At 56.5% G+C, this 12,028-nt stretch carries 12 protein-coding genes; 6 read left to right on the forward strand and 6 right to left on the reverse strand.

Features of this window, described 5'->3' with window-relative positions; translation table 11 throughout:
- Positions 1-11 precede the first annotated feature (11 nt).
- The 4 genes from ACIPL2_RS21020 to ACIPL2_RS21035 all read left to right on the forward strand — a co-directional run bounded on the left by ACIPL2_RS21020 (position 12) and on the right by ACIPL2_RS21035 (position 3,614).
- A complete protein-coding gene (locus ACIPL2_RS21020; protein ID WP_401359195.1) occupies positions 12-968 on the forward strand; it encodes an NAD(P)H-dependent flavin oxidoreductase in 957 nt (318 codons plus the stop codon).
- Complete coding sequence (locus ACIPL2_RS21025; RefSeq protein WP_401359197.1) at positions 965-1,960, forward strand: NADPH:quinone oxidoreductase family protein; 996 nt, start codon at positions 965-967, stop codon at positions 1,958-1,960. Before ACIPL2_RS21020 ends, ACIPL2_RS21025 begins: the two co-directional genes overlap by 4 nt.
- Positions 1,961-1,975: 15 nt before the next feature.
- A complete protein-coding gene (locus ACIPL2_RS21030; protein WP_401359199.1) occupies positions 1,976-2,737 on the forward strand; it encodes an enoyl-CoA hydratase/isomerase family protein in 762 nt (253 codons plus the stop codon).
- Positions 2,738-2,807: 70 nt separating this feature from the next.
- Positions 2,808-3,614: a FadR/GntR family transcriptional regulator gene (locus tag ACIPL2_RS21035; protein WP_401359202.1), complete on the forward strand. Its 807-nt coding sequence runs from the start codon at positions 2,808-2,810 to the stop codon at positions 3,612-3,614.
- Between the two features lie 15 nt (positions 3,615-3,629).
- On the opposite strand, the gene ACIPL2_RS21040 is transcribed toward ACIPL2_RS21035, so the two are convergent.
- The 4 genes from ACIPL2_RS21040 to ACIPL2_RS21055 all read right to left on the reverse strand — a co-directional run bounded on the left by ACIPL2_RS21040 (position 3,630) and on the right by ACIPL2_RS21055 (position 7,907).
- Positions 3,630-4,343, reverse strand: coding sequence for a cache domain-containing protein (locus ACIPL2_RS21040; RefSeq protein ID WP_401359205.1), 714 nt, complete (start codon positions 4,341-4,343; stop codon positions 3,630-3,632).
- Between the two features lie 467 nt (positions 4,344-4,810).
- Positions 4,811-5,563: an enoyl-CoA hydratase-related protein gene (locus ACIPL2_RS21045; protein WP_401359207.1), complete on the reverse strand. Its 753-nt coding sequence runs from the start codon at positions 5,561-5,563 to the stop codon at positions 4,811-4,813.
- A 24-nt stretch (positions 5,564-5,587) separates the two neighbouring features.
- Complete coding sequence (locus ACIPL2_RS21050; protein WP_401359210.1) at positions 5,588-6,784, reverse strand: acyl-CoA dehydrogenase family protein; 1,197 nt, start codon at positions 6,782-6,784, stop codon at positions 5,588-5,590.
- A gap of 10 nt (positions 6,785-6,794) precedes the next feature.
- Positions 6,795-7,907 carry an acyl-CoA dehydrogenase family protein gene (locus tag ACIPL2_RS21055; protein WP_401359213.1) on the reverse strand — a complete coding sequence of 371 codons (1,113 nt, stop codon included), beginning with the start codon at positions 7,905-7,907 and terminating at the stop codon, positions 6,795-6,797.
- A gap of 244 nt (positions 7,908-8,151) precedes the next feature.
- Between ACIPL2_RS21055 and ACIPL2_RS21060 the strand changes: the two genes are divergently transcribed.
- Positions 8,152-8,964 (forward strand): FadR/GntR family transcriptional regulator, encoded by an 813-nt coding sequence (locus tag ACIPL2_RS21060; protein WP_401359216.1) that lies wholly within the window; start codon positions 8,152-8,154, stop codon positions 8,962-8,964.
- 39 nt (positions 8,965-9,003) lie between these two features.
- Here ACIPL2_RS21060 and ACIPL2_RS21065 read toward each other — a convergent pair whose 3' ends face one another.
- Together ACIPL2_RS21065 and ACIPL2_RS21070 are read right to left on the reverse strand one after the other, a co-directional pair.
- Positions 9,004-9,783 carry a DUF2889 domain-containing protein gene (locus ACIPL2_RS21065; RefSeq protein WP_401359218.1) on the reverse strand — a complete coding sequence of 260 codons (780 nt, stop codon included), beginning with the start codon at positions 9,781-9,783 and terminating at the stop codon, positions 9,004-9,006.
- A gap of 18 nt (positions 9,784-9,801) precedes the next feature.
- Positions 9,802-10,527, reverse strand: coding sequence for a 2-phosphosulfolactate phosphatase (locus tag ACIPL2_RS21070; RefSeq protein ID WP_401359220.1), 726 nt, complete (start codon positions 10,525-10,527; stop codon positions 9,802-9,804).
- 260 nt (positions 10,528-10,787) lie between these two features.
- On the opposite strand from ACIPL2_RS21070, the gene ACIPL2_RS21075 reads away from it, so the two are divergent.
- Positions 10,788-11,996, forward strand: coding sequence for an acetyl-CoA C-acetyltransferase (locus tag ACIPL2_RS21075; RefSeq protein ID WP_401359222.1), 1,209 nt, complete (start codon positions 10,788-10,790; stop codon positions 11,994-11,996).
- Positions 11,997-12,028: the final 32 nt, after the last annotated feature.

A 12,028-nucleotide genomic window follows, 5' to 3' on the forward strand; every position in this document is an offset into this window, starting at 1 on the left:
AAGGATTCCTCATGGCTTTGCCCCCTTCGATAGCACAGCGGCTGCGTTTGCCCTTGGTCGGCGCACCGATGTTCCTGGCATCGACACCAGCGCTGGTCGCGGCTCAGTGCCGGGCGGGAATCCTCGGTTCTATGCCCGCGCTCAATGCGCGCAGCAGTCAGCAATTGGACGATTGGCTGTTCTCTCTCGAGCAGCAACTTGATGACAACCATTGCGCGCCATTCGCCATCAATCAGATCGTTTCCCGTGGTAATACGCGCCAGGAACAGGACCTGGAGATTCTGGTCAAGCATCGAGTGCCAGTGGTTATCACCAGTGTCGGGGCGCCTGGGGAAGTGGTTGAGGCTGTGCATGCTTATGGGGGGCTGGTTTTTCATGATGTGGTCAGCATACGGCACGCCGAAAAGGCTGCGGCGGCCGGTGTCGATGGGCTGGTCGCAGTGTGCAGTGGCGCAGGTGGGCATGGCGGGCATCTGAATCCGTTTGCTCTGGTGAACGAAATCCGACGGTTTTTCGACGGCACGTTGTTACTTTCGGGTGCCCTGACCACCGGTAGGGATGTGCTTGCCGCGCAGATCATGGGTGCTGACCTGGCCTATATGGGCAGTCGGTTTTTGGCGACGACTGAATGTCAGATCGACGACTCTTATAAACAGATGCTCCTCGATGCCGATGCCGATGGCATCGTACCGAGCGATCTGTTCAGCGGATTGCGCGGAAATTATCTAGCCGCAAGTATTGCTCGCGCCGGGCTGGATCCCCGCAATCTACCTGGCGCTGCGACGCCGGGAGTGGGGACCGGCGGGCATGGCGCCTACAAATTATGGAAGGATATTTGGGCCGCCGGGCAGGGCGTCGGCAACATCGATGACTTGCCCTGTGTGGCTGAGTTGGTAGCGCGGCTGGAGCAACAGTACCAGGATGCGCTCGGGCGCTGCACTGAAGGAGCGGGCAGGAGGCGAGTATGACGTCTGCGCAAATGTACGCCGTTGTTGGGCAGGAATTGAAACTGGAAAGCTATCAACTGCAGCGTGTTGATGTGCCTGAACCTGGAGTCGGAGAAGTCCGTATTGCGCTCAAGTGTGCAGGGGTAGGGTTTGCCGATGGATTGTTGTGCACTGGGAAATACCAGATCAAGCCGTCGCTACCTTTCATTCCGGGGTGTGAGTTCAGTGGAGTAGTCGATGCTTTAGGTTCACAGGTCGATGACTTACACATCGGCCAGCCGGTATCAGCGATTGGTATGGGCGGCGGGTTTGCTGAGTACGCGGTGGTGCCCCGAGCGTCCGTTGCTCAAATTCCCGTAGGTCTGGATTTTGCTGAGGCGGCAGTATGCTGGGTTGATTACACCACGGCGTTGCACGCTTTACGCGACCGCGGCCATTTGCAAGCGGGAGAAACCGTTCTGGTGCTAGGTGCCGCTGGGGGCCTCGGCCTGGCGGCGATTCAGGTTGCTCTCCTGCTTGGAGCCAGGGTCATTGCGGCAGCATCAAGTGAGGCCAAGCGCGACGCGGTGTTGCGGATGGGCGCTTGGCAGGTGCTGGATTATACCGATGCCAGTTGGAGTGAGCAGCTCAAGACACTGACGGGAGGGCGGGGGGTGGATGTCATTTTCGACCCAGTCGGAGGGGCCGCACTGGAAGCTGCGTTCCGCCGACTGGCTTGGGGAGGGCGACACTTGGTGTTGGGGTTTGCCGCCGGTTCGATCCCCGCATTGCCCGCCAATCTGCCATTGCTCAAGGGGGCGTCACTGATTGGCGTGGACGTACGCCAGTTTGCACTTTATCAACCGCACGAGGCGGCCCTCGCGCGTGCCGAGTTGGCGCGCGTGATTGCCGAAAAACGTCTACAGCCCCGGATTGGCCAGCGTTACGCACTGGCTCATTTTGCCGAGGCGCTTGCGGCATCTCTTGATCGCCAGCGTATCGGCAAGACGGTGCTGGACATCATTTCCCCATAAATCGAGGTAGAAACCATGATGTCGGTCGTGCGCGAAGATATTGGACATTGTGCTGTGCTGACGCTCAATCGGCCCAACGTACTTAATGCCATCAACAACGAATTGCTCGATGAGTTGGAGCGGCATCTTGATCTCCTTGAAACTGATAGCAGCCGAGCGCTGGTGCTGACAGGGGAGGGCCGTGCCTTCTGTGCCGGCTCTGATCTCAATCAACGTCACGGTGATCCCGCGGTGCGCATGGCGCGCATGCACCGTTTGGTGTTACGTCTTCAGGCGTTTCCCAAAATCAGCGTTGCTGCGATCAATGGTGTTGCCTTGGGCGGAGGACTTGAAGTGGCCATGGCCTGTACGTTTCGCATTGCTTTGCCTGGGGTGCGTCTGGGGTTGCCGGAAATTTGCCTGGGATTGATTCCGGCTTATGGCGGTACCCAGATGTTGCCGCATCTGGTAGGTCGCAGCAAAGCGTTGCAGATGATGCTTGATGGTGCGCCAATCGAGACCGAGGAGGCGGTTCGGATCGGGCTGCTGGACAGACTCGCAGTACCTTCGTCGGGGTTGCTGGAGCAAGCGTGCACTTGGGCAGTAAGCATGGGGCGAAATGGGCTTATAGCCCAGCAGGCTATCCGACGCGCCGTGAGTGAGGGGTTGCAGATGGATTTGTCACAAGGTCTGGCGCTTGAGCTAGGATTGGCTACCAAAATTGCGGAAAGTGCCGACGCCCAAGAAGGAATTCTCGCTTTCGTCGAGCGTCGTAAGCCGGTTTTTTCTGATTGCTAATCCTATGGTGTATTTAAATGATCCAATCAGTAGAATGAATAGGACGCTCTACGGCTACCAGGATTGAACAATGAACAAAATTGGCGAAATGCCCCCCGCCTTTGGCTTGTCTTCTGCCAAGAAGCAGCCTCTGCATATTCCTAAAGCGCCGCAGATTGTTGCCTCGCGCCTGAAGAAGATGATCGTTGGCGGTGAGCTCAAGGAAGGGGATCTGCTACCTGCAGAGAGTAAATTGATGGAGGAGTTCGGCGTATCCCGGCCGACCATCCGCGAAGCCTACCGGATTCTTGAGGCCGAACGATTGGTCACAGTGTCGCGTGGTGCGCGCGGTGGTGCCGTCATTCATTCGCCAGATCCGGACCTTATTTCCAACTATGCGTTGATGGTTCTGCAGTGTGAAGGGACCAAGGTTGCCGAGGTCTATCAGGCGCGGATGGCGTTTGAGCCGTCAGTTGTGCGGCTGGTGATCAAGCAGGCGCGCAAGACTGCGCCTGATGTCTTGCGCCTGGCATTGGCCAAGGAGCGCGAGGCCCTCGGTGATGCTTCTGCCTTCGCCCAGTCCATAGCCAATTTCCACAAGGTGTTAGTGGAGTTGTCCGGCAATCGTCCACTGATCCATCTGTGGTCGGCCATTCACCAGGTGGTCGAACGTCATCAGGCACTGGTAGTGTCGGTGTACCGTCGCAATCAGGCCACTGATGACATTATTGCCAATGCTTCGGTTGGATTGCGTTCGCAAGAAAAATTAATCAAGTTGATCGAAGCCGGCGATGAGGATGAGGCTGAAAACCACTGGCGCAAGCATATGCAGGCTGCCTACAAAACCTGGGTCAGCGGCTACGAAGAAATGTCACTCTCTCAGTTGCTTCAGGACTGATGCTTGGAGCCAGGCTTAGTGCTTGGCGTTTTCAGTGGGCACTGCATAGTACCCCACCGCAACAATGTAGCGGCCACTGCGCTGTAGTAGCGTTTCTTTTGGTTCGGGTTTGTCCGTAACAGGATTGCGCCAGAAGTAGTTGGCGTGTGCTTTGTCCCGGCCCTTCAGGGCCGCCAACATCTGTTGGCCAATCGGCTGGCCATCGACCGACATTAGCTTGCGAAAATCGGTATCGATCAAACGCCGGTTGTAACCATGAGCGACCATTTTCAGATTGTCCGTATCGACAATGAAAACGTACAAGTCGTCGCGTGTCAGCCGATTGTCCAAGTGGTTGATGCGCTGAATCGTATCGCCGGGTGCCTTCTGCAGGTCCTTCACTGCATCGTCGAGCAATGCCTGCGCAGCGCTCGGGCTGGAACGGGGCAAGTAGTAGCCAACGGCAAAGACCTTGTCATCGACCCGCTGGTAATACGCCTGTTTACGCTCCACCCTGCCATCCTGCGAATTCATCCAGTGATATTCCTGACTGTGAATTGCCTGACTGGCAGGTTGATTCAACGCATTGGCAAATGCCTCGGTCAATGATGGATCGAGCAGCTCGCCGATATTGCGGCCAATATACAGCGCCGATGGGCCGCCACTGGCCAACATTACGCCGTGCGTATCGACCACGTAAACGTATTGCTCACCCTGGACAAACTCACCCTGACGGCTGAATTCGGCCAATGCCTTGTCGCCTACTTGACGATAACGATCGACCGCTTGCGCGAGCAAGTGCTGGGCTTGAACAGCCTGATTCTGATAGCTGGGCTCTACCGCAGCGTCTTGGGCTGAGGCATGAGTCAACACACTCAACCCAAGATAAAACGACAGAACAAATCCCGTGGTTTTCACACAACACTCCAATGATTAAGGACTGCATTTCGTCTCAGCGTAAGGCTGCAGGCCAGGTGGGATCGTACATGGGGGTGCACTTTGCCCCATCGCAAACCGGAGCTAAGCCGGTTGGGTCTGCTTGTCCGTGGTGGAGCTCCTGGCATCCACAGAGCATGGTCAGGCCAAATAGCAGCAGCGATCGCACGATCGTATTCATCTTCATCCCCGGATTATTGTTGTGTGAGATTCAAAGATGAATATCATTGTAATCGTATGCAGGTATAGTTCAAGGGGCTTGGACGCCGTCGATCATCCATTCAACGTCGTTTGTTTACGAAATCTTCTAGAGCCTGACGGCATTCCGGGGTTTGCAGGCGGGCAATGAAGTTTAGATTTTCTTCGCGAATGATGTTGAGCACGCTGTCTCGCAGCGGTGCTTTCATCAGGTGCTTGGCCGTTTGCAGCGCGGCGGGGGAGGCGATCGCCAGGCGCTCTGCATAGTCTCTCGCAAAGGACAGGCATTCCTGCCCTTGATCAAACAGATGTGTGCATAAGCCCAGAGTGTGAGCCTGTTCCCCATCGATGCTTTCGCCGCCTAACAGCAGGCGAGAGGCATGGCCATGACCCAATCGTTGTGGCAGTAGCAGGCTTGCGGCGAACTCCTGGCACAGACCTAGCTTTACGAATGGCGTGGCAAAGCGGCTGTTACGTGTCGCCATCACCAGGTCGCAGTGCGGCAGTAACGTAGTGCCAATGCCAATAGCTGCACCACAGACCGCGGCAATCAAGGGTTTGTCGAGCGCAACCACCGCGGCCATGAAGCGAAAGGCGGGAGCGTCGAGGTTGTTTGGGGGCGATTGGAGGAAGTCCGCGAGGTCATTCCCTGCAGTGAAGCATTCCGGGCCACCATGGATGATGACTACTCTAACGTCATCATCAGTTCCAGCAGCCTTGAGCATTTCACTCAAGCTGTCATACATGGCGTTGGTCAGGGCATTGTATTTGTCTGGACGGTTCAGTGTGATCGTCAGGCAATGCCGATGACGTTCGACCCGGATATGTTCGGTCATTCAAACTCCCTCATGACGTTAGCGTCAGCGGCATTGTGAAAAAGGTATGTTCTTGTCTACACGGATCTCTCCCGGCATACCCAGGACTCGCTCGGCGATTTGGTTGCGCAGGATTTCGTCGGTGCCACCGGCAATTCGCAGCGCAGCCGCCCACTGATATCCGTGACCGAAACGTGTCGCCGCGGCTTCGGCGTGGTCGTTGGTCATTCCCTCCAGGCCCAGGTTGTCCAGTGCCAGTGCTGACAGCTCTTGAAGCACGTTGGCATAAACCAACTTGCTCATGGCAGAAATCGGGCCCGGGGTTTCGCCTTTGGACAGGGAAGTCAGCAAGCGGAAGCGAAAATAACGCAGCCCCAATTCTCGGGTGAGGAGGCTGGCAATCTTGAAGCGATCCTGAGTGACCTGGCTGCCACTTTTTGTAATCTGCTCCAGCAGTTCGACTACAGATGGAAGTGCCTGACTTTCACCGCCAACATTGACTCGCTCATTCATCAGAGTGGTCATAGCGCACTTCCAGCCATCGCCGACCTCACCGATGCGATAGCTGTCGGGGATACGCAGATCCGTGAAGAATACTTCGTTGAATTCCGACTCCCCGGAAATCTGCTCAATAGGCCGTACATCGATACCGGGACTGCGCATGTCCACCAGGAAGAATGTCAGACCCTTGTGTTTGGTTGCTTCAGAGTCAGTACGTGCCAGTAGAATCCCCCAATCAGCGACATGCGCCCAAGAGGTCCAGACCTTCTGCCCGTTGATGACCCAATCATCGCCATCCTTGACTGCGCGAGTGCGCAAATTCGCGAGGTCAGATCCTGCCGATGGTTCCGAGAAAAGTTGGCACCAGATCAGGTCGCCATTGAGTGTAGGGCGTGTAAAGCGCTCAATCTGCTCGGCGGTTCCGTGGGTGCGCAGTGTCGGGATCGCCAGTTGCGTGCCAATAGTCACCAACGGGCCGACCGGTACTGCATAGCGAGACTCTTCTTCCTGGAAGATGACTTCCTGCATCGGTGTCCCGTCCAGCCCGCCTTCTTTGCGCGGCCAGCGGATAGCGGCATATCCCGCCTCTGCCTTTTTGCGTTGCCATTGTCGTGCATTTGCGGTGAATGCTTCGACATCCTGTTGCCCGTCGGCACCCAGTACGCTGGTAACGTTGTCCTGCAGCCAGCCGCGAACTTGTTGGCGGAATTCGGCTTCAGCCGGGGAATCGTTGAAATCCATGTTCGTCTCCTTAGTGGGCCTTCAGCAGTTTCAAGGATTCATCCGACAACAGTCGGTCGACCCAGGCCCCGGGCTCGCCCAGTGTTATGGCCAGCAAGCGCGAGCGCTTATAGAAGAAGTGGCAATCGGCTTCCCAGGTGTAACCGATGCCGCCGTGCACATGCAGGCATTCACGCGCTGCATACTCGAAGGCCTCGGTTGCACTCAAGCGGCACGTGGCGGCGGCCAGTGCGCGCTCGTCCGGGCTGCCTGCGTGCAGGGCCCAAGCACCGTAATAGGCATTGGAACGGGCCAATTCGATTTTCACTGCCATATCAGCCAGCTTGTGCTTGATGGCCTGGTAACTACCGATAGGACGACCGAACGTATGTCGCTCCAATGCGTAGTCGCGTGCCAGCTCGCAGGCTGCTTCGGCTCCGCCGATCTGTTCGAAGGCTGTCAAAATGGCGGACTGGTCGACGACCTGTTGCATCGCAGCAATAGCCTGCGCTCCAGCCAGAAGTCCAATAGCCCGGACCCCGTCGGCCTGCAGGGCGGCAAACGGAATGATTTCGTCAGGGCTGTTCAAAGGCACTGCCTGCAACCCTAGGTCACCTAGCTTTACCAGGACCACAACCGGGTGGCCGGCTTGCTGAGCTGGCAGCAATGCGTAGTGAGACTGTGCGGCATAGGCCAGAGGGCGGCTGCGGCCTTTTAGTGTCTTGCCGTCGAACTGTAAAGGTTGGTCGGCCCAGGATTGCCCAGGTGCAACCACATTCGTCGCGACGATGGCCTCTTCACCGGCGATCGCTTGCAGCAGATCTTGTGCCTCAGGGGCTGCGCTGAGCTTGAGCAGTTCTGCAGCCAAAAAAACTGTGCTTTGGAATGGAATCGGCGCCAGTGTTCTTCCGAGCTCCTCGGCCAAAACACACAGCTCCAGCATACCCAGGCCCAGCCCCCCCTGGTCCTCACTGATCGCGACTGCCGGCCAGCCTAGTCCGGCAACCTGCCTCCACAGATCCGAATTAAATGGCTGATGCGTTTGAAGCAACTGTCGCACCGTATGGAAGTCGCTGACCTCGCTCAGGAGGCGACGGGATTGATCCCGTAGCATCCGCTGCTCATCTGAGAAATCGAAATTCATGGAAGCCCCTGCGGCGTTATTGTTATTTAAACGTATTAATCATATACATAATAAAATCACGTTGTCCAGAGAAGCGTGTCGACCTTCGTTGATGCAAAAAAGATCCTGAAGCGTCCCATTATTGCGCGTTGCGCACTCATGAAGAAGCGTTATGATTTCTATGTGTTATATTTAGATCATGTTTATCATATGGCTGATTATGCTGATATGAATACGACGATTCCACTGACTCAGGGTTGAAGTTATGAGCGATTTGAAAGAGTTTTCGTTTTCTAATGGGAGAGCCCCCGGCGAGCGGCGACAAGTGCTGCATATTCCCAAGGCACCGCAGATCGTTGCCGGCCGAATCAAGAAGCAGATTGTGCGCGGAGAGCTGAAGGAAGGTGACCTGCTTCAGGCTGAAAGCAAGCTGATGGAGGAATATGGCGTATCACGACCGACCATTCGCGAAGCTTTTCGCATTCTTGAGGCCGAGCACCTGATTACCGTTGCCCGGGGAGCTAAGGGCGGTGCAGTCATTCATGCACCCGATCCGATTTTGATCGCCAATTACGCATTGATGGTATTGCAGTTCGAAGGCACTACTGTGGCGGAGGTCTACCAGGCGCGGATGGCATTCGAGCCCTCGGCCGTTCGTTTTGTGGTCGAGAATTCGGCAGAGCGCGCACCTTCGATCTTGCGTGAGGCAATAGAGCGGGAGCGAGCTTTTATCGAGGATCCGGCCGGCTTTGCCACTGAAGTGGCGCATTTTCACAAGGTACTCGTGGAGTTGTCCGGCAATAAACCGTTGATCCATCTGTGGGGAGCCATGCATGAGGTGATTACCCGGCATCAGACGGCGGCCGTGGCGTTGCAGCGGCGCAGTATTCCCGTAGAGACTTCTATCATGGCGGCTGTCGCCGGATTGAAGTCCCAGGAAAAACTCATTGCCTTCATTGAAGCGCGCGACATCGACGGTGCCGAAGCCCACTGGCGCAAACATATGATGCGTGCCACCAAAGTCTGGGTGACGGGCTTCGAGCATATGCGAATTTCCGACCTGTTCCATGCCGGTTAAATCATCGGAGCCACCGGGTGGTGGCTCAAGGCGTCGGTGTCAGGGAATCTCTCGCACGTTAATCAACATGTCCGCGGCACTAATCGCATAGTCCCGGGTTGTTCCACGGCTACGCAAGGCTTTGTGGCTGCGTTCGGGCTGAAAGCTGTAACAGAGCGCAGGTTGACCAAATTCGGCGGCATTGTGGAAGCGGTCATGGTCAATCGTTCGCCCACCAGCCACAAGGATGGCGCGTCGTAGCAGAGTGGCTTGTTCGGCGGCTTCTTCGGAAAGCGACTCGGTCCATTGGCGAAAACCACGCTCCAGTGTCTGGCCAGTAAAGGGCGCGGGACCAGTAATACAGCCGTTGTCCACCTCCCAATACATAACTTCTTCGCCATCACGCAACACGCGCGCGCGGGTCGGTCCCATAGTCGGATGAATCCCGTTCCAGGCATAAACCTCGCGATCCTCGATGGTTATCTCATAACGACGCTCGCAATCTCCGCGCTTGATATGCGCCAACGTCAAACCCGTCAAATCGTGGACATGGGTGCACTGTTGACGCATATCGATCAGCGCGCCGATATCCGAAGCGCGACTGATCAATGGGCTACCGACGAGCGCCTGCAAGGGGGCTTGGGCTCCGGAACAGGTGACCCAAGGTGAGCGCGGCGCAGCCATGCGGACAGCGGTGATGTGCAAGTCATCGTGCTCTACGGTCACGCCGAAGTGATGGAAGTCATCCTCCAGCCAGCCGACTACCTGCCCCGGTGTCTCCTGGCGCAGAATAATCAGTCGGCGCAGGCGGCCACCGCTACGCGGAAAAGTATCGCTCATTGTTAGTACCTCGAAGGGTCACAAGCAGGTGAGGTAATTGCCCTGGAGGCGAGGCACGATATCGAGCAAACCAAGCTGGGCCGAATACTCGACTTCATTAAGCATGTCTTCCTTACACAGTCGAACACCCAATTGGCTTTGCATCAGGCAGTCGTGTGGCGAGTCGCAGTACTGGCCATACACTGAACGAGCGATGTGGCAGGTATCCGACTGGGTCCAGTGACCTGGGTGAAGGGTTTCCAGTTGCTCAACAAGGTATCCGGCCAAATACAGGTCTTCCAGATTGACCCGACCAGCCGATCCTGAGCAAACCAGCACGATTGACTGGTCCTGATGTTTCTGAAGTTGTCGGATTATGGCAGGTGCATTCAGTAATGCGGCGGCATATACATGCTTGGCGGTATCCGCCTTGCGCAGCGCGACGGTGCCATTTGTGGTTGAAAATACGACATTGCGCCCTGTAAGCGATTCTTGCGCCAAGGCAAGCGGAGAATAGGCGACAAAGCCTGGAATATTCTGTAGGTGGTTTTCTCCGGCCAGTATGTAACTGTCTGGTTCCAGACCGTTTACCGCGTCGCATGCCATTTGCCGGTTAGCTGCCGGATACACGGCTCTGGCGCCGTAGTGCAGGGCGGCGACAATAGTAGTGGTAGCGAACAATACATCGATGACCACGGCAACTTTGTCGTAGAGGAAGGCTGGATCGAGGTCCTCCTTACGCAGAACCACATTGATTTTTGGCATTAAATGACGCTCCGGCATGCGGGAATCGAAAAATCAGCTTTTTTGGCTGAAAAACAGCTTAATCATACGTATCATTGTACGCAAGGCTGAATCGTCCTGTTTCGCGGCGGAGTGGCAGTTATACCCCGGCCATCAATGTGAGCTTTGTGAGCAAGCCTGTTGTTTATCATCTTAAACATACATATCATTATGATCTATGTCGTCGGGGGAACAGGCACTGGTTTGCTCGATGTTGAATGGTCCGGATGGGGAGACATACAGTGGCTCAAGCCTATATTTTCGATCATGTGCGCACGCCTCGTGGCCGCGGACGCCCCAATGGCGGCTTGCACGCGGTCAGCTCAACTGAACTGGCGGCACAGGTGCTGCGTGCCTTGCGTGACCGCAATCAACTCGACAGCGCCGAAGTCGGCGAAGTAGCGTTGGGCGTGGTCACACCATTTGGCGAGCAAGGTTCCAACCTGACGCGTCCTGCGATTTTGATGGCTGGTTACGCTGAAAGCGTGCCGGGTTTTCAATTGGACCGGGCATGTTCTTCGGGGCTCGACGCGGTCAATATGATGGCAGCCCAAGTCATGGCCGGGCAGATCGATCTGGCCATCGGCGGAGGTGTGGAATCCATGTCACGCGTGCCGATGGGCTCCCAGGGCAGCGCCTGGGCTAGGGATCCTGCTATTGCTTATGCCACCGCATTTGCACCCCAGGGGATCGGCGCCGATCTGATTGCGACACGCAGTGGTTTCAGCCGTGAAGATGTCGATGCCTACGCGCTGGCCAGCCAGCAGCGTGCCGGGCGTGCCTGGGATGAAGGCCGCTTCAAAGCTTCCGTGATACCTGTAGTGGATTCTCTTGGTTTCCCTTTGCTTGAGCGCGATGAACATATGCGTCCGCAAACTCGCCCAGAGGACCTTGCCAGCTTGCAACCGGCCTTTGCGCAGATGGGCACACTGGGCGGTTATGACGCGATTGCCCTGCAAAAATACCCTGATGTTTTCGAGATTGAGCACGTGCATACCGCCGGTAACTCGTCGGGCATCGTCGATGGTGCCGCCGGGGTACTGGTCGGTTCGCTGGAAGCAGGAAAACGGCTGGGCCTGAAGCCCCGCGCTCGCATCCGTAGTTTCGCGACCATCGGTACAGACCCGACCATCATGCTCACTGGCCCGGCTCCGGCATCGCTGCGCGCCTTGCAGCGAGCAGGAATGACCGTCGCCGATATTGACCTGTTCGAGCTCAACGAAGCGTTCGCTTCTGTGGTGCTGGAGTACATGCGCGTGTTGGACATCGGCCATGAGCGAATCAACGTCAATGGTGGTGCCATCGCCCTGGGTCACCCTCTGGGGGCGACTGGAGCGATGTTGCTCGGCACAGTCCTCGATGAACTTGAACGCACGGGTGGCACTACCGCACTGGTCAGCCTGTGCGTCGGCATCGGCATGGGCGCGGCAACCATCATTGAGCGCATCTGAATTCGATCTTCACCCCATTCTGCAAGGACGGG

Origin of the sequence: Pseudomonas sp. NPDC086251 (assembly GCF_044746405.1) — a bacterium.
Taxonomy (GTDB): Bacteria; Pseudomonadota; Gammaproteobacteria; order Pseudomonadales; family Pseudomonadaceae; genus Aquipseudomonas.